Origin of the sequence: Massilia sp. BKSP1R2A-1, assembly GCF_050586525.1 — a bacterium.
In the GTDB taxonomy this organism is placed as follows: Bacteria; Pseudomonadota; Gammaproteobacteria; order Burkholderiales; family Burkholderiaceae_D; genus Telluria.
In genome coordinates this window covers 255,724-273,056 of record NZ_JBOBRE010000008.1, presented here as the reverse complement: position 1 = coordinate 273,056, position 17,333 = coordinate 255,724, and the positions used below count along the sequence as shown (strand labels likewise).

General features: G+C 67.9%; 12 protein-coding genes. 7 read left to right on the top strand and 5 right to left on the bottom strand.

What is annotated here, in order from left to right:
* Positions 1-5: 5 nt before the first annotated feature.
* The 5 genes from ACQ7JA_RS14705 to ACQ7JA_RS14685 all read left to right on the top strand — a co-directional run bounded on the left by ACQ7JA_RS14705 (position 6) and on the right by ACQ7JA_RS14685 (position 3,005).
* Complete coding sequence (locus tag ACQ7JA_RS14705; protein ID WP_430898938.1) at positions 6-371, top strand: YciI family protein; 366 nt, start codon at positions 6-8, stop codon at positions 369-371.
* Between the two features lie 84 nt (positions 372-455).
* Complete coding sequence (locus tag ACQ7JA_RS14700) at positions 456-851, top strand: YciI family protein (protein WP_430898936.1); 396 nt, start codon at positions 456-458, stop codon at positions 849-851.
* Positions 852-862: 11 nt separating this feature from the next.
* Positions 863-1,294, top strand: coding sequence for a VOC family protein (locus ACQ7JA_RS14695; protein WP_430898934.1), 432 nt, complete (start codon positions 863-865; stop codon positions 1,292-1,294).
* Positions 1,295-1,305: 11 nt separating this feature from the next.
* Entirely contained in the window at positions 1,306-1,734 is a 429-nt protein-coding gene (locus tag ACQ7JA_RS14690; RefSeq protein WP_430898932.1) for a VOC family protein, read from the top strand.
* Positions 1,734-3,005 (top strand): RNA polymerase sigma factor, encoded by a 1,272-nt coding sequence (locus tag ACQ7JA_RS14685; protein ID WP_430898930.1) that lies wholly within the window; start codon positions 1,734-1,736, stop codon positions 3,003-3,005. The genes ACQ7JA_RS14690 and ACQ7JA_RS14685 overlap by 1 nt, the downstream gene beginning before the upstream one ends.
* An 8-nt stretch (positions 3,006-3,013) precedes the next feature.
* Here ACQ7JA_RS14685 and ACQ7JA_RS14680 read toward each other — a convergent pair whose 3' ends face one another.
* The 5 genes from ACQ7JA_RS14680 to ACQ7JA_RS14660 all read right to left on the bottom strand — a co-directional run bounded on the left by ACQ7JA_RS14680 (position 3,014) and on the right by ACQ7JA_RS14660 (position 13,793).
* Entirely contained in the window at positions 3,014-3,781 is a 768-nt protein-coding gene (locus ACQ7JA_RS14680) for a FecR family protein (RefSeq protein WP_430898928.1), read from the bottom strand.
* Positions 3,747-8,066, bottom strand: coding sequence for a filamentous hemagglutinin N-terminal domain-containing protein (locus ACQ7JA_RS14675; RefSeq protein ID WP_430898926.1), 4,320 nt, complete (start codon positions 8,064-8,066; stop codon positions 3,747-3,749). The genes ACQ7JA_RS14680 and ACQ7JA_RS14675 overlap by 35 nt, the downstream gene beginning before the upstream one ends.
* Positions 8,067-8,075: 9 nt before the next feature.
* Positions 8,076-9,677 carry a ShlB/FhaC/HecB family hemolysin secretion/activation protein gene (locus tag ACQ7JA_RS14670; protein ID WP_430898924.1) on the bottom strand — a complete coding sequence of 534 codons (1,602 nt, stop codon included), beginning with the start codon at positions 9,675-9,677 and terminating at the stop codon, positions 8,076-8,078.
* Between the two features lie 210 nt (positions 9,678-9,887).
* Positions 9,888-12,131, bottom strand: coding sequence for a CHASE2 domain-containing protein (locus ACQ7JA_RS14665; RefSeq protein WP_430898922.1), 2,244 nt, complete (start codon positions 12,129-12,131; stop codon positions 9,888-9,890).
* 42 nt (positions 12,132-12,173) lie between these two features.
* Complete coding sequence (locus ACQ7JA_RS14660) at positions 12,174-13,793, bottom strand: GAF and HD-GYP domain-containing protein (RefSeq protein WP_430898920.1); 1,620 nt, start codon at positions 13,791-13,793, stop codon at positions 12,174-12,176.
* A gap of 253 nt (positions 13,794-14,046) precedes the next feature.
* Between ACQ7JA_RS14660 and ACQ7JA_RS14655 the strand changes: the two genes are divergently transcribed.
* Together ACQ7JA_RS14655 and ACQ7JA_RS14650 are read left to right on the top strand one after the other, a co-directional pair.
* Positions 14,047-14,934, top strand: a complete 888-nt coding sequence (locus tag ACQ7JA_RS14655; protein ID WP_430898918.1) for an MBL fold metallo-hydrolase — start codon at positions 14,047-14,049, stop codon at positions 14,932-14,934.
* A complete protein-coding gene (locus ACQ7JA_RS14650) occupies positions 14,931-17,282 on the top strand; it encodes a GspE/PulE family protein (RefSeq protein ID WP_430898916.1) in 2,352 nt (783 codons plus the stop codon). The genes ACQ7JA_RS14655 and ACQ7JA_RS14650 overlap by 4 nt, the downstream gene beginning before the upstream one ends.
* The last annotated feature ends 51 nt before the right edge of the window (positions 17,283-17,333 follow it).

The following is a 17,333-nucleotide window of genomic DNA, read 5'->3' as shown; positions in this document are numbered from 1 at the left end:
CATCCATGCCGCACATGCTGTTGATCCACGAACCGGTCGGCCAGCGCGCCACCCGCAGCGAGCCTGAAGGCCGCGCCCTCTACGAGCGCATGCTGGGATGGGGCGAGGAACTGCGCGAGCGCGGCCTGCTGCTGGCCGCCGAATCGCTGATGGGCACCGAAAAGTCGGCGCGCGTGAGTGTCCCCGGCGGGAAACTGCGCATCGTCGACGGCCCCTTTGCCGAGGCCAAGGAAATGGTGGGCGGCTTTTTCCTTGTCGACGTCGACACCCACGAGGAAGCGGTGGCGCTGGCGCAAGCCTGTCCGGCTGCCGAGTGGGCGACCGTCGAGGTCAGGGGACTGGGGCCCTGCTTCGTGCGCCAGCCCGGCTGAAAAATAATCCTGCACGCGTGTCGAATCGCCGGCCTGCCCTTCGTCGTAGGGAATGCAAGCCCAATCTACGACAAGGAGACCACGATGCGTTTCATGATCATCGTCAAGGCGACAGCGGACACGGAAGCCGGCGTCCTGCCGAGCGAACAGCTGTTCGCCGCCATGCACGACTACAACCAGGAGCTGGCCCGGGCCGGCGTCCTGCTCGAAGCCAATGGCCTGCGCCCCAGCCGGGACGGCTGGCGCGTGCGCTATCGCGAGGGACGCCGCTCCTTCACCGACGGTCCCTTCACCGAGACCAAGGAGCTGATAGCCGGCTACACGCTGATCCAGGTGCGTTCGCGCGACGAGGCGATGGAATGGTCGCGCCGCTTCCCCGCCCCGCATGGCGAGATGGCTGACGCCGAAATCGAAGTGCGTCCGCTCTACGAGCTCGAGGACCTGCGCACGCTCTGCCCCACAACCGACGCCGCCGCCTGAAAGGACACGCCATGAAAAAGCAGCTCGCCATCACCCTCCCGGTCCGCGACCTCGCCCGCAGCCAGGCCTTCTTCACCGCCCTGGGCTTTTCCTTCAACCCGCAGTTCAGCAGCGAGCAGGGCTCCGGAATGAACATCTCCGAAGACATCTTCGTCATGCTGGTCAAGGAAGCCTTCTTCGGCACCCTGACGAAGAAGCCCATGGCCGACCCGCGCAGCAGCACCATCGCCCTGCTCTGCCTGTTCTGCAACAGCCGCGAGGAAGTCGACGCCATGGCCGCCCGGGCGCAGTCGCTCGGCGCCACCCTGCCGGAAGACCCGGAAGACCATGGCTTCATGTACCAGCACGGCTTCGAAGACCTCGACGGCCATATGTGGGCGCTGACCTATATCGCCGACATGCCGGCGCAACAAGCGGCCCAGGCCGATGCAGCTACCATTTGAAGGAGACAAGCATGAACCAGCAGATCTACGTGAACCTCCCGGTCAAGGACCTGGAACGCAGCAAGGCCTTCTTCGGCGCCCTCGGCTTTTCCTTCAACCCGCAGTTCAGCGACCAGAACGCGGCCTGCATGATCGTCAGCGAGAGCATCTACGTCATGCTGCTGACCGAACCCTTCTTCCAGGGCTTCACGAAAAAGCCGATCGCGGACGCGAAGAAGACGACCGAAGTGCTGCTCTGCCTGTCCTGCGACAGCCGCGCCGCCGTCGACGACATGGCAGGCAAGGCCAAGGCGGCCGGCGGCGCCTGGCCGAACGAGCCGAAGGACCATGGCTTCATGTACCAGCACGGCTTCGAAGACCTGGACGGCCATATGTGGGAACTGGCATACATGGAGAGCATGCCGGAACGGCAGCCGGAATCCGCCAACGCTGCGATCTGATGAACGCACAGGTCGAACGCAGCATCGCCGCCGTCTGGCGCATCGAGTCGGCGAAGATCGTCGCCGTGGTTGCGCGGATGGTGCGCGACGTCGGCCTGGCCGAGGAGCTGGCCCAGGACGCCCTGGTCTCGGCCCTCGAGCACTGGCCGGCATCAGGCATCCCGGACAATCCCGGCGCCTGGCTGATGACGACGGCGAAGCACGCCGCGCTCGACCGGATGCGGCGCGACCGCCTGCTGCAGCAGAAGCTGGAGCAGATCGGCCTCGACCTCGAAGCACAGGAGGCCCTCGTGGTGCCCGATTTCGTCGACGGCCTCGATGCCCGGCGCAACGACGTCTTCCAGGACGACCTGCTGCGCCTGATGTTCACGGCCTGCCATCCGGTACTGTCGCTGGACGCGCGCCTGGCGCTGACCCTGAAGCTGCTGGGCGGCCTGTCGACCCAAGAGATCGCGCGCGCCTTCCTGGTGCCGGAAGCTACCATGGCCCAGCGCATCGTGCGCGCCAAGCGCACGCTCGGGGACGCGGGCGTGCCCTTCGAACTGCCGCCGCCCGCCGAACTGGGCGAACGCCTGGGCGCGGTGCTGGAGGCCGTCTACCTGATCTTCAACGAAGGCTATACCGCCACCGCGGGCGAGGACTGGATGCGGCCGGCGCTCAGTGACGAAGCCTTGCGCCTGGGCCGCATGCTGGCCGAGCTCGCACCTGGCGAGCCGGAAGCGCTGGGCCTGGTGGCCCTGATGGAACTGCAGGCCTCACGCATGCGCGCGCGCCTCGATGCCGAGGGACGCCCGGTGCTGCTGATGGACCAGGACCGCACGCGCTGGGACGGCGTGCTGCTGCGCCGCGGCCTGGCCGCCCTCGAACGGGCCGAAGGCCTGGGCCTGCCGCATGGGCCCTACCTGCTGCAGGCCGCGATCGCCGCCTGCCATGCGCGCGCCCGCGCTGCGGAGGAGACCGACTGGCAGGCCATCGCCGGCCTGTATGCGGAGCTGGCGCAGGTGCAGCCTTCGCCCGTGGTCGAACTCAATCGCGCGGTCGCCGTCGGCATGGCCGAAGGGCCGGCCGCCGGCCTGGCGCTGGCAGACGCGCTGCTCGAAGAGGGAAAACTGCAGGACTACCACTGGCTGCCCAGCGTGCGCGCCGACCTGCTGGCCAAGCTCGGACGGCGCGAAGAGGCGCGCCGCGAATTCGAGCGCGCGGCCGGGATGACCGCCAACGGCCGCGAACGGGCGCTGCTGCTCGAGCGCGCCCGCGCCCAACTGTCCTGAGCGATGCTTCAGCGGACCACGCAGTCGACCGCGTTCGACGGCCCCGGCGGGCCGCCCGCGCCGCCTTCCGGCCCGGCGCCCGCACCGTTGCCGAAGGAAGGCGGAGGCGTGAACTGCAGGCCCGGATTGACCGGCACGATCACGGGCGGCTGGTTCATGCTCGGCACATAGCCGAACTGGCCGGCGGAAAAGCCAAGCGAGCCGCCGCTGTTGCTCACGACGATCGCGCCGTCGCTGACGGAGACGTGCAGGCCCGGCGCCATCGGCGGCGCGACGCGGCCGGCCAGCGCCTCGGGCGGCACGTACTGCGCGATGAAGGTGGTGCCGCGGATGCCGATGGTGGCGTTCGGCGTCTTCAGGGAGAACTTCTCCTTGTTGCGCTTGCCCATCAGGCCGGTGATCGAACGCAGGCCGCCCTTCACCAGGGCGAAGCTGGCCTGGTCCGCCTCCGGTTTTCCTTCCTCGTAGGCGAAGTCCTCGACCTTGAAGGTCGTCCCCGGGCGCAGCGTGATTTCGCTGTTGTCGATGAACCTGATCTGGGCGTAGGTGTTCTTCTCCGAGACCAGGGTATCGCCGCTCTCGATCTCGGACTTCAGGGCGAGCACCTTGACGCTGCCGTCCGCCTTCTTCGCCATCAGCGGTCCGCTCAGGCGCTCGACCCGGCCCGCCACCTGGGCGGCCCAGGCCGGGTTGCCGAACACGAGCAGCGCCGCGAACAGCAGCGCGCTCCATGCGCCGGCCTTAGTTGCAGTACATTTTTGCAGCTGGTTTTTCATTCTGTGCTCCAGTGTTCGGGCCCTGCGCCGGGCCGGCCTGCTTTTCCGATGCCTTGCGGCCGTCGCCGCCTTCGCCCGGACCGCTTTGCGCCGGGCCTTCCGGCGCGCGTTGCTGCGTGGTCGGGATGCGGGTGTTGATCAGGTTGACCGCGACCTGCTGGGCGGTGGCGACCGGCTTCTTGCCCTGGTTGCCCGTGGAGGGCGATGGCTGGAACACCTGGCAGCTCGCGTCGCCCGGGTGGGTGGAGCAGAAGTCAGGCTTGGGCAGCACCGCTTCGCAGCCGGCCGTGTTCGGATTCACCGCGCACTGCTCCAGCCTGGGCAGCCGCACCGAGCAGCCCTGCAGCGTCGGGCTGCCGATGCACTGCTGCAGAGTCGGCAGCACGACCTGGCAGCCGGCCGCGGTCTTGTCGTTCACGCACTGCGACAGGGTCGGCAGGATGCCCACGCAGGATGCGTCGCCTGGGGTGGCCAGGCAGGCATCGAAGGTCAGCTGCAGCACCTGGATGCAGCCTTCCAGGCCAGGCGTCGCCTTGCAGACCGCCAGGGCGGGCAGCACGCTGGCGCAGCCGGCCCCGGTCGGGTTGACGAGGCAGGCGTCGAAGGCGGCGCGCGCCAGCACCGGCGCGCAGCCGAGGATGCTGCCGTTCACGCGGCACTGCTCGAGCGGCGGCAGGATCTCGCCGCAGCCGGCGCCTTTCGGATTCAGGATGCAGGCCTCGAGCTGCTGGCGCGTCAGCAGCACCGGGGCGCAGCCGAGGATGTTGCCATCGAGCCTGCAGGACTCGATGGTCGGCAGGATCTCGCCGCAGCCCGCGCCCTTCGGATTCAGGAGGCAGGCCTCGAGCTGCTGGCGCGCCAGCAGCACCGGGGCGCAGCCGAGGATGTTGCCATCGAGCTTGCAGGCCTCGATGGTCGGCAGGATCTCGCCGCAGCCGGCGCCCTTCGGGTTCAGGATGCAGGCCTCGAGCTGCTGGCGCGCCAGCAGCACCGGGGCGCAGCCCAGGATGTTGCCGTCGACCTTGCAAGCCTCGATAGTGGGCAGGATCTCGCCGCAGCCGGCGCCCTTCGGGTTCTGGATGCAGGCGTCGAGCTTTGCGCGCGCTTCGATCACCACCGCGCAGCCGAGGCGGCTCTGGTCGTTGCGGCAGCTGTCGTAGGGCGGCAGGATGGCGCCGCAGCCGGCGCCCTTCGGATTCTGGATACAGGCCAGCAGGGCCGCGCGTTCCATCACCACGGTGCAGCCCAGCGTTCCCGGGTTGCGCTCGCAGACGCCGGTCGTGGGCAGCACCTGGCCGCACTGCGGGCCGTCCATATTGGCGATGCACTCGCGGGTCTTCGCTTCCAGCACCGCGCCGCAGCCGTTCGTGCTCGGGTTGGAGATACAGCTGTCCAGCGGCGGCGTCGGGATGGGATCGGGCCGGTTGGTGTCGGTGACGTTCAGCTTGTCCGGGCTCGACACCACCACGGTGCCCGCGGCGATCGAGGTACTGCCGCCGGTGATGCTGATGTTGCCCGAGGCGGACGCCACCCGGGCGGAGCTGGTGATGGTCAGCGCCCCGTTGTTGTCCGCCAGCAGACGGATGTTGCCGCTCTCGGTGCTCACGTTGCCGGCGATGGTCATCGGGCTGTGGGTGACCAGGCTGATGTTGCCGCTGCTGGTCTTGACGCCCTGGCCTTCGCCCGTGGTTGCCGTCACGGTCAGGCCGCCGAAGCTTTCGACCGAAATCGCGCCGCCGTTGCCGGCGCCCGCCTGCACCACGTCGCGCAGGATCACCGCGCGGTCGTTCACGATATTGATCGGGGCGTTGCCGGACTGGCTGTTCCATGCGGAGAGCACGCCGGCGCTGGTGCGCAGCGGGCTGTCGCCTGCGCCGATGCCGCCGCGCGAGGCCAGGTCCACGAAGTTGCCCTTGATGGTGCCGGCGCCGCCGATGGCGTCGGCGTCGATGAACACGGCCACGCCCTCGATGCCGGCGCCCGCCGTCAGGGCGCCGCCCGTCAGGTCGACTTCGCCGTTGGCGCGCACGCCGCTCACATCCGCAACGCTGCCGATCGCCATCGCATCACGCCAGTTGAAGCGGAAGTTGCCCGTCGACGCGTTGCCGGCCAGGGTGCCGACGCGGTTTACGCCCAGCATCTGCACCTGCTTACCGGTCGCCAGCAGGCGTTGCGCCCGGATCGAGGACGCGCCGTTCTGGTACAGGGTGCCGTTCGAACGCAGGGTGATCTCACCGGCCGCATCCAGGTCGGCGCCCTCCTGCAGGTCGATGCCGCTGCTGCCGGCATCGATGGCGATGGCGTCGGACGCGAGGTCGCCCAGCACGCGCACCGAACCGCCGCTCAGGGCGATCTTCTTGCCGGCAGTGATCGAGCCGGCGCCGTCGATCTGGATTGCGCCGCCGCCAAGATAGGGATGCAGGGTGGCGGTGAAGCGGCTGCCGGCGTCGCCCAGCACCACCGGCGCGTTGACGTTGATGGTGCCGCCGGTGTCGATCGACAGGTGGCCGGCGATGCTCAAGCTGTTGTCGATGCTGATTGCGCCGGTATGGGCGCTGGAACCGATATTGATGCCGAAGGCTTCGAAGTCAGCCAGCTGGGACGGCTTGAGGGTCAGGGCGCCGGGGCCTTCGGTGCCGCGCACATTGATGGGCGTGCTGTTGTTGAAGGTGGTGAGCGAGACGATCGGCGCCACGCCGTCCAGGCTGCGGATGCGGCCGAACAGGTCCATGCGCTCGGCCTTCAGGTCGATGTAGTTCGGGCTGCGCAGTTCGCCGCCCTCGCCCAGGGTCAGGCGGTTCCCGGCGCGCAGGTCGATGTCGCCCCCGGCACGGATGCGGGCATCGACGGTCAGGTCGTTGCCGGCCTCCGCGCGCACGCTGTGGTCCGTGGTGAGGTCGTCCTCGAAGCGCAGGTCGTTGCGGGCCTGCAGGACGATGTTCGCGTTGGTGTCGCGCAGTGCCACGGGGTCCACCACCGCATCTTCGTCTCCGGGCATCTTGTCGAACATGTCGGCGTTGGCGGGCGCGGTTTCGCCGCCGTCGCGCACGACGATGTTCCAGGGGTCGAGCAGCCAGGTGCCGCTCTTGCCGCCCTGCCTGCCGCCAGCCGCGTCGATGCGGATGCCGCCGGTGGACAGTTCATGGCCCGAGGTTTCGATCAGGCCGCCGTTGCCGCGCCCGGCGCCGCGCGCCGAGATGCTGCCGTAGGCGCCGGTGGCGCCATCCGACCACAGCACGACCTTGCCGCCCTCGCCCGATACCAGCGCGTCGGCGCGGATGCGCGCGTCCTTGCCGAACCAGGTCTGCTGCGCATTGGGCAGTGCTGCGCGGTTATCCTGCTGCTTTCCCTGGTAGTCGCCGCCGGCCAGCACGGCGCCGCCGCCTTGTGCGCCGCTGGCGTCGACCAGGGCGTTTCCGCCAATGCCGACGCGCGTGCCCAGCAGCTGGATCTCGCCGCCCTTGCCCGCGCCCGTCGCGCTGGTGACGCTGCCCGCCTCCAGCACGGTATCGCCGCTCGCCTTCAGGACGATCTTGCCGTTCTCGCCGACCACCGCGCTGTTGGCGTTGACCACGCCGCGCTGGTTGACGAGGGCGCCGTAGATGCCGATGCGCCCGCCGCTGGAGACCACCTGGCCCAGGTTGATGGCGCGGTCCTGCGGCGCCGAGACGACGACATCGAGATCAGGGTTGTTCGAGTCGACCAGCTTCACGCTGCGGCCGGCCGCCAGCACCACCTCGCCGTTCGGCGCGGTGATGATGCCGTTGTTCTCGACGCTCGGCGCGACCAGGAAGACCTTGCCGCCGCCGGGGGTCGTGATGGCGCCGTCGTTGCGGACCGCGCCCGCGGTGGCGCCCGCCGTGAAGGTCTTCTTCCCGGCCAGGAAATCGCCGTCGCCGATGTTCAGGGTCGAGGCCACCAGGCCGTTCACGTCCACGCGCGCGCCCTGGCCGAACACGATGCCGTTCGGGTTGATCAGGAAGACCTTGCCGTTCGACTGCAGGGCGCCGAGGATGCGGCTGGGGTCCTGCCCGGTGACGCGGTTCAGGACCGCGCTGTCGCTGCTTTGCTGGATGAAGCGGGTCACCTCGCCGGCATTCACGTTGAAGCTTTGCCAGTTGATGATGGCGCCGGGCGTGTTCGTGATCGAGAACACCTTGCCCTGCTGGGAGAAGGTCGCCTGGCCGGCCACCACCTGCGGCGAGGTCGGCGCGGCCTGGGCGCTGCCGTAGCAGGCTGCCACGCAGACGGCGACCCGAGCGAATCTGACTAATCCGTTCTTCATGAATCTCTCCTAGTAGGCCAGGCCGACGCGCACGTGCAGCTTGCCATTGCCGGCGCCTTTCATGGCGCCTTCCTTCACGATCGCGCCATAGTCGACCTGCACGCTGGCGGACCGCCCCGCCGCGAAGCGCAGCCCGAGGCCGCTGCCTGCGATCGTGGTGCTGCGCAGTTCGCCCGGCAGCGCATCGTTGCGCTTGCCCCAGGCGGCATCGATGAAGCCGAGCAGGCGGCACTGCCAGCCGGCGCGGCTGCACAGGTTCGGGGTATACAGCTCCAGGTTCAGGCCGGCGCCGATGTCGGTGGACAGGGTGCGTTCGTCGAAGCCGCGCACCGAGGTGCTGCCCCCTGCGCCGAACTGCTCGCCCGAGACCAGGGCGTCGCCGCTGTATTGGCCATTGGCCAGCACGCGGGTCTGCCAGTCGCTTGTGCCCAGCGCGCGGGTCCAGGCCGCGGCCAGGCGCAGCGCCGTGTAGCCAGGTTTAGCGCCTGCGCGCGCGGCTTGGAAGTCCGCTTTACTGCCGCGCGAACCGCCCGGGATGTTGCGCAGCAGGGTCGCCGAGACGTTGGCTTCGCCATTGTCCAGGCCCATGCGGCCGATGTAGCCGATGCTGATGGGACGCACCGTGACGTCGTTGCCGAAGTCCTGGTTGAAGAAGACCACGCTGCTCTTGTAGGCCTTGGTCTCGACACCGTAGACGATGCGGCCTTCCAGCTCGCGCCCGCCGATGTCGCGCTTGGTCAACACCTGGCTGTAGCGCGCGCCGTAGACGGCGCCGCGACCGCTGACGGCCAGGTCGAACAGGCCGGCAGTGACCAACCCGGAATCGACGTCCGAGTAGCTGGCGTAGAGGTCGAGCGCCCCGTCCTGGGCGTAGAAGGGTACGTGGTAGCCGACGCCCCAGACGCCGACCTGCGAGGGCTCCTCGACGGTGGTGGTGTACTGCAGGCTGGCCACGTGGTCGCGGCCCCAGAGGTTGGCATGCTGGAGCACGACGCCGGCGTGGGTCTTGCCCGTCTCGCCCGTGCCGGTGTTGTCGAAGTTGGCCATCACGGTCCAGGGGCGCTCGTCGACCACCTCGATGCGGGCATCGACCGTGTCCTCGCGCTGGCCGCCCTCGAGGCTCAGCTTGATGCGCTTGGCCGGGTTTTCGTTGGCCAGCTTGAGGTTGGCCGAGACGCGCGTGAGGTTCGGGGTTTCGCCTTCGCGCAGCGCAGGCAGGCTGCGGCGGATGTTGGCGGTATCGAAGCGCTGGTTGCCGCTGACCGTCACCTTGCCGACCTTCGTCTGCGCCACGTCCAGGCGCACCACGCCGCCATTGAGTTCCTGCTCGGGCAGCCGGACCGTGACCACGTTATAGCCGCGCGCGTGGTACAGGCCTTCCAGCGCTTCGAGGGCGCGCTGGACGTCGCCGAAGTCGCGGCCCGGGCCGGTGAAGGGCGTTACCGCGCGCTCCACCTCGTCCCGGGCGAGCAGCGTGTTGCCGCCCACCTCGAAGCGGGTGATCGTGAAGCGGACCACATCGTCTGCGGGCGCAGCCTCCTGCGCCCAGGCCGCGCTGACGGCCATGGCAAGCACGGAGCCTGCGAACAGGCGTGCAAAGCGTTGTTTCATCGGTTTTGCTTTATGAAGAGTCGTATTGAGCGGTTTTCTTATGACCGCATATCCAGCACATGGGCCGGGAAGACCTGAGGGCTGCAGATAGTTTACCGGCGATATAGTTGCCCTGGGGGAAAAACTCAGTAGATCGGGCAACTTCCCCCTCGGGTAGGGGGATACTTTCGGGATAGTGTTGCTGGGCTGTCACAACCCAGCATGCATACCTTACTTCGTCTCGAATGTCGTGACGCCGTCCCAGGTCGATCCCGGCGGGTGAACCCTGTAATGGGCGATGCGCTCGAGGTAGAGCATGTACAGGCCGCATGCGGGATGCCGGGCAGCGAGGGCGACGATGGCCTCTTCGGCCGCGTCCCACTGCTGGGCGCGAACCTTGGCCAGCGCGGCCTCCCATTGCGCCAGTTCTTCCAGCACCTCGCCGGCCAGTTCGGCCGGTTTGCCGAGCGGCTCGAAGATCGCGACCGGCTCGTTCTTGCCCTTCACGCGCACCAGGTCGAGTTCGCGCCACGCGAATTCCGGCGCTTGCTGCCGGGTCGCCGCGCCCACGGCGATGCCGACGCCATAGACCTTGGTGATGCCCTCCAGGCGCGAGCCCAGGTTCACCGCGTCGCCCATGACGGTGTAGGCGCGGCGGATCTTCGAGCCCATGTCGCCCACGTGCATGGGGCCGGTGTTCAGGCCGATGCCGATCTTCAGCTCGGGCCAGCCGCGCGCCAGGAAGTCGCGGTTCAGGCGCGCTGCGCTGTCCTGCATCAGGAGGGCCGTGGCGACGGCCCGGCTGGCATGGTCGGGGAAGCTCACCGGCGCGCCCCAGAAGGCCATCACGGCGTCGCCGATGTACTTGTCGAGCGTGCCCTGGTGGCTGGAGCGGATGTCCTCGGACATCGCGGTGAGATAGCGGTTGATGTACTCGCGCAGCTCCTTCGGGCTCAAGCCTTCGGAGATGGTGGTGAAGCCGCGCACGTCGACGAACATGACGGTCAGCTCGCGGCTCTCGCCGTCCATATTGTAGGCTTCCGGGTCTTCGGCCATGCGCTCGACCAGCTCGGGCGCCACGTATTCGCCGAAGCGCGAGACCAGCGCCCTGCCCTTGCGCACCTCGAAGAACCAGCCCCAGGCGAGGTTCAGCACGAACAGGGCGGCGACCAGCAGCAGGCAGATGAAGACGTTGGTGATGACGTCGTAGCGGCTGTACAAGTGATAGTTGAGGGCGCCGCAGGCGACGAAGGCGCCGGCGGCCAGCAGCACCGACCAGGCGGGGCTGAGCACGGCGAGCAGGAGGGCCAGCAGCACGCCGAGCGTAGCCGCCAGCACCGCTTCCAGCGACTGCGCCCAGTCGGGACGGACCTTGAAGCGCCCGTCCAGCATCGACTTGATCATGTTGGCGTGGATCTCGACCCCGGGGTACTCGGCATTGACCGGCGTGGCGCGCAGGTCCTGCAGGCCGGGCGCAGTGGTGCCGACCAGGACGATGGTCCCTTCGAGCACCTCCTTCGCTACCCGCCCGGCCAGGACGTCGGCCGCCGACACGTAGCGGAAGGCCCCGCCGTTCGGCCCGCCGGTTCCGCGGAACTGGACGGTGGCGATCATCGCCTCGCCGACCGGGAAGGAAACGGGCTTGCGGTCGACCCACATCTGCATCGTGTCGAAGCTGGACGCGGCGCGCTCGTTTGCCGACATGGTATCCACGGTAGCGTCCAGCCTGGGCTTGATCGCGGTGGCGCCGAGGGCGGTGGCCAGGGTCGCCGCCGACAGCGAGGGGTAGTAGCCGTCGCCGATGCGGAACAGGACGGGCGAGGAGCGCACCAGGCCATCGGGATCGGTCATGGCGGTGAACACGCCGGCGCCGGCGGCGGCTTCCTGCAGGCGCGCGATGTTCGCCTCGAAGCCCTTGGCGGAATAGGCGATGCCTTCGCGGCCATTCAGGAAATCACGGGTGAAGGCGGGCTCCGGCAGCACGCCCTTGCGCTGGCTATCAGAAAGATTAAAACCCAGCACGACCGGCTGGCCGCGCAGCGCTTCGGCGAACATGCCGTCGTAGTCCAGCGCAGGCTCCAGGCGCTTGATCTCGTCCTTGAGTGCGGGAATGCCCTTCAGCTCGCGGTTCGCCAGCTGCGCCAGCACGTCGTAGCCCGAGCTGGTATCGGGCTCCGGGAAGGAGACGTCGAATCCCACCGCGCTGACTTCGTAGTGGCGCGTGAGCTGCTCGACCAGCTTCGCCATCACGTTGCGGCTCCAGGGGAAGCGTCCGACCTCGGTCAGGCTCTTGCTGTCGATATCGACGATCACGATGCCCGGCTCGAGCGCGAAAGGCTCGAGGCGCATGCGCAGGTCGGAGATGATGGTGTCCTGGCGCGCGATGGTGTGGCTGGTCCACACGTCCAGGGTGTACAGCACGGCGGCGAGGGTCAAGAGCAGGCCGAGCGCCCAGCGCCCGCCATATCGTGCCAATGCGCGCCCTAGCCGCTGCCGGATCCGTCCCACGCCCTGCCCTTAGGGCCGGTAGCCGGGGATGGCCGACTCGTCCACCTCGTCGATCTGGTGGGCGTCCATGTTCTTGTGCGCGAACTGCAGGTAGACGCGGTTGCGCACGAAGATGTCGAACAGGTCCGGGTCGATGTGGCCGTTGAGGGCGAAGCGGCCCAGGATGTGCAGCGACTCGGACAGCTTCTTGCCCTTCTTGTAGGGCCGGTCGCAGGCGGTGAGCGCCTCGAAAATGTCGGCGATCGCCATGATGCGCGCCTGCACCGACATCTGCTCGCGCGTGAGTCCGCGCGGGTAGCCCTTGCCGTCCATGCGTTCGTGGTGGCCGCCCGCATACTCCGGCACGTTCTTGAGGTGCTTGGGCCAGGGCAGCGACTCCAGCATCCGGATCGTGACGTCGATGTGGTTGTTGATGATCTTGCGCTCGTCGTCGGTCAGGGTGCCGAAGCGCACCGTCAGGTTATGGACCTCGTTCTCGCTCAGGAAGGCTTCTTCCTGGCCGCTCGGCCCCATCCAGCGATACTCGGCGATGCGGCGCACGCGCTCCTGGTCGCCTGGCGCCATGCCCTCGCCGCCCACGTTGGCGCGGCGCAGGAATTCGCGGTCGGCCCGGATGCGCGCCAGCTCGGAGCCCAGGCGGTCGTCGATCGCCGCATGGTTCGCATCCGGTTCGCACTTGGCGCGCAGGGCGCGGATCTCGGCATCGCGCAGCAGCACCTCGAAGCGGGTGTCGACCATGTGGATGCGGTCGAAGATGGTTTCCAGCTTGGTCGACTTGTCGACGATGTGCACCGGGGTCGTGATCTTGCCGCAGTCGTGCAGCAGGCCGGCCAGCCACAATTCCTTGCGGTCGGCATCGCTCATGCGGAAGGCCGCCATCGGGCCCTCGCTTGTCGCATGCACGGCCTCGGCCAGCATCATGGTCAGCTCCGGCACGAACTGGCAGTGGCGGCCGGTGTAGGGCGACTTCTCGTCGATGCCGATGTTGATCAGGTTGACCAGGGCTTCGAGCAGGTTCTCGAGCTGCGCGATCAGGAGCTGGTTGGTGAGCGCCACCGCGGCCTGGGCCGCGAGCGCCTCGATGAAGCGCTGGTCGGTCTGGGAAAAGGCGCGGATGCCGCCGGTCTCGGGGTCCTTGGCGTTGATCAGCTGGAGCACGCCCAGCAGCTCGCCCTCGTGGTCGGTCATCGGCACCGTCAGGAAGGACTGCGAGTGGTAGCCGAAGGCCGCGTCGAAGGAACGCATGCCCGAGAAGTTGAACACGTCCGCTTTGTAGACGTCCTCGATGTTCACCGACTGGTTGAAGTTGGCGGCGTAGGCGGCCACCGAGGCCAGGTTCTTGTTGCCGTAGCTGTCGCACAGGGGCACCGGCGCGATGTCGATCGGCCGCCCGCTCACGCCGCCCTGGTAGATGCCGAGGGTGTCGTTGATCGAGATGTGGTAGCACAGGCTGCGCCGGTCTTCGCTCGGGCGGTACAGGGTGCCGCCGTCGGCGTCCGTCATGTGCTTGGCCACGCGCAGGATGCGGTCGAGCAGCGCGGCGGTATCGTGCGTATCCCCGAGCGCCACGCTGACTTCGGTGAGCTGGTGCAGGCGTTGCGCGATTTGTGAGGGGTTCAGCTCTTGCATGGTAGGTGCTCGGACAGCTTGATGAGGCGGGACGCGATATACATATCAGACTGTTACAACGGACATTTTCTTATGAAAAAGTCTTTTGCCAGTCGGTAATTTCCGAAGTGTAGCTTTGTTGGGTTCGCCTGTATATGCTCCATCGGATAATTACAATTTTTCGGCCAAGGAATGCCACAAACTGGCTATCATTCGCGGTGTTTCAGAAAAATAACTAGAAAAATAACTAAACCAAGTCCGGCTGGGAGTACTGATGAAATTCCGTTTCTGGGGGGTGCGGGGATCGATTCCGTCCCCAGGCCCGCGCACCGCGCGCTATGGCGGCAACACCACCTGCATCGAGGTAAGGACCGACGACGGCACCCTCATCATCCTCGACGGCGGCACCGGCCTGTTCCCGCTGGCCCAGCACCTGCTGACCAAACTCCCGGTCCACGCGAACATCTTCATCACCCACAGCCACTGGGACCACATCCACGGCCTGCCCTTCTTCACGCCGCTCTTCATCAAGGGCAGCCGGGTGCGCCTGCACGGCGCCCATGACCCGGTCACGGGGCACGGCATCGAGCACGTCATGGGCGTGCAACTGCAGAACAGCTACTTCCCCGTCAGCGAAACCCAGATGGACGCGACCATCGAATACCGCACGCTCGACATCGGGGCGCCGATCGAGGTGGGCGATGCCATCGTCGGCAACGTGGTCATGAACCACCCGGTCACCAACCTGGGCTACCGCGTCGCTTGCCGCGGCCGCTCGCTCTTCTTCACCGGCGACCACGAGCCCTGGCACAACCCCTATGTCCCGGACGACCCGGCCTTCGATGCCTGCGAGGCACATCTGGCGGCGCGCCAGGACGCCATCGACGCCGCCATGCGCGATGTCGACGCCCTGATCGTCGACTGCTCGTACACGCGCGAGGAATACCCGTCCAAGGCCGGCTGGGGCCATGGCACCTTCGATGCCGCGATCGAGATGGCGCTGCGCGTGGGCGCGAAGCGCCTCTACTGCACCCACCACGAACCCACCCGCAGCGACGACGACCTGGAAGCGGCCTTCGCCGACGTGCTGGCGCGCCATCGCGCGCGCATCGGCAGCCTGGAAGTGCACCTGGCCTTCGAGGGTCTCGAGGTCACGCTGTGACCGGGCAGGCGCTCCCGCCGGACGAAGCCGCGCGCCGCCTGGCCTTCTTCCAGAAGCTGCAGGCGATCACCAACCGCATCCACGCCACCGCCAACGTCGAGGAAATCATGCTCGACCTGGGCCTGGACTTCTGCGACCTGCTCGACTGCGACCGCTTCACCCTGTACGCGGTCACGCCTGACAAGGAACACATCGTCTCCAAGGTCAAGACGGGCCTGGCCACCTTCCGCGAGCTGCGCCTGCCGGTGGGGTCGTCCTCGATCGCCGGTTTCGTGGCGGCTTCGCGCCAGCCGGTCCAGATCGACGACGTCTACGACGAGGAAGAGCTCAGGCGCCTGGCGCCCGGCCTGCAGTTCCAGCGCGGGGTCGACCAGCGCAGCGGCTACCGCACCCGCGAGATGCTGGTCGCGCCTCTGGAAGACGCCGATGGCGGGCTGCTGGGCGTGGTCCAGTTCATCAACCACCGCAAGGATGGGAACGAGCGCGGCCCCTTCCCGCCGCATGCGCTGGAGGCGGTGCAGCAGCTGTGCGCGACGCTCTCGGTGGCGCTCGGCCAGCGCCTCGGCCCGCAGCGCATGCGGGGAAAATACGATGCCCTGGTCCAGGAGGGCCTGCTCACCCGCGCCGAACTCGATGCCGCGGGGCGCCAGGCGCGCGAACGCGACCTCGATCTCGAAGAAGTCCTGGAGAACGCGTTGCGGGTGCGGCGCGCCGCCATCGGCGCGGCGCTGGCGACCTTCTTCAAGGTTCCCTATGAGCCCTTCCGCCCGGACCGGGTCAAGCCGGTCGACCTGCTGCGCAACCTGAAGGCCCAGTACGTCGAGGAGAACGGCTGGCTGCCCCTGGAAGACGGCCCGAACGGACTGGTCGTTCTGGCGCTCGACCCGGAACGCACGGCCGCCTCGCGCATCGTCGCCCAGCTGTTCCCGAAGTCGAAGGTGGCCTGGCGCGCCACCACGCGCGCCGACTTCCGCGACACCACGAACGCCTTCTTCGGCCTGGGCGCCTCCTCCGAATCGGTCGGGGAACTGCTGTCTGGCCTGGAAGATGACGAAGACGGTGAGCATGCCACCGAGGTCTCGGAAGCGGTCGAGAACGAGCTGGTGCGCCTGCTGAACAAGGTGATCATGGACGCCCACCGCCAGGGCGTCTCGGACATCCACATCGAGCCGCAGCCGGGCAAGGGCAAGACCGGCATCCGCTTCCGCAAGGACGGCGTGCTGGTGCCCTATATCGAGATCCCGTCCAGCTACCGCAACGCCCTGGTCGCGCGCATCAAGATCATGTGCGACCTCGACATCTCCGAGCGCAGGAAGCCCCAGGACGGCAAGATCCGCTTCAGGAAGTACGGCCCGCTCGACATCGAGCTGCGCGTGGCGACCATCCCCTCTTCCGGCGGCGTCGAGGACGTGGTGATGCGCATCCTGCAGGCGGGTGAGCCGATCCCGCTGGCGAAGCTGGGCCTGACCGGCTACAACCTCGAGCGCCTGCTGCCGGCCATCGGGAAGCCCTACGGCCTGTTCTTCGTGTGCGGCCCGACCGGCTCGGGCAAGACCACGACGCTGCACTCGATCCTGCACCACCTGAACACGCCGGAAACCAAGATCTGGACCGCGGAAGATCCGGTCGAGATCACCCAGAAAGGCCTGCGCCAGGTGCAGGTCAACCGCAAGGCGGGACTGGACTTCGCCAGCGTGATGCGGGCCTTCCTGCGCGCCGACCCGGACGTGATCATGGTCGGCGAGATGCGCGACAAGGAAACCGTCAGCACCGGCATCGAAGCCTCGCTCACCGGCCACCTGGTGTTCGCCACCCTGCACACCAACAGCGCGCCCGAATCGATCGTGCGCCTGCTCGACATGGGCATGGACCCGTTCAACTTCGCCGACGCCCTGCTCGGCATCCTGGCGCAGCGCCTGGCGCGCCGCCTGTGCACCAGCTGCCGCCAGGCCTACCACCCGGACCAGGAGGAAGTCGAGGCCCTGCTGGCGGAGTATTGCGAGGACCTGCGCGGCACCGCCTCCTTCAGGGAGGACCCGCAGGCCGCGCGCAGCCGCATCCTGGCCGACTGGCGCGGCCGCCATGGCGATGCCGGCGGCCGCCTGACCCTGTATCGCGCGGTCGGCTGCGACGCGTGCAACAAGGGCTACCGCGGCCGCATCGGCCTGCACGAACTGATGCTCGGCACCGACACGGTCAAGCGCCTGCTGGTCGAACACAGCCGCGTTTCGAGCCTGCTCGCGGCGGCGCTCGACGACGGCATGCTGACCCTCAAGATGGACGGGATCGAGAAGGTGCTCGGCGGCTTCACCGACATCAAGATGGTGCGCGCGGTCTGCATCAGGTAGCAGCCACCCCTGGAGGGTAATCTTGCGCCGGCCGGCCAGAAACCGCCCCGC

What these genes read in the sequence shown, in the direction of transcription:
- ACQ7JA_RS14685 (WP_430898930.1), top strand. Translation starts at nt 1,734, where the DNA reads ATGAACGCACAGGTCGAACGCAGCATCGCCGCCGTCTGGCGCATCGAG.
- ACQ7JA_RS14675 (WP_430898926.1), bottom strand. Translation starts at nt 8,066, where the DNA reads ATGAAGAACGGATTAGTCAGATTCGCTCGGGTCGCCGTCTGCGTGGCA.
- ACQ7JA_RS14655 (WP_430898918.1), top strand. Translation starts at nt 14,047, where the DNA reads ATGAAATTCCGTTTCTGGGGGGTGCGGGGATCGATTCCGTCCCCAGGC.
- ACQ7JA_RS14690 (WP_430898932.1), top strand. Translation starts at nt 1,306, where the DNA reads ATGAACCAGCAGATCTACGTGAACCTCCCGGTCAAGGACCTGGAACGC.
- ACQ7JA_RS14695 (WP_430898934.1), top strand. Translation starts at nt 863, where the DNA reads ATGAAAAAGCAGCTCGCCATCACCCTCCCGGTCCGCGACCTCGCCCGC.
- ACQ7JA_RS14670 (WP_430898924.1), bottom strand. Translation starts at nt 9,677, where the DNA reads ATGAAACAACGCTTTGCACGCCTGTTCGCAGGCTCCGTGCTTGCCATG.
- ACQ7JA_RS14705 (WP_430898938.1), top strand. Translation starts at nt 6, where the DNA reads ATGCCGCACATGCTGTTGATCCACGAACCGGTCGGCCAGCGCGCCACC.
- ACQ7JA_RS14660 (WP_430898920.1), bottom strand. Translation starts at nt 13,793, where the DNA reads ATGCAAGAGCTGAACCCCTCACAAATCGCGCAACGCCTGCACCAGCTC.
- ACQ7JA_RS14680 (WP_430898928.1), bottom strand. Translation starts at nt 3,781, where the DNA reads ATGAAAAACCAGCTGCAAAAATGTACTGCAACTAAGGCCGGCGCATGG.
- ACQ7JA_RS14700 (WP_430898936.1), top strand. Translation starts at nt 456, where the DNA reads ATGCGTTTCATGATCATCGTCAAGGCGACAGCGGACACGGAAGCCGGC.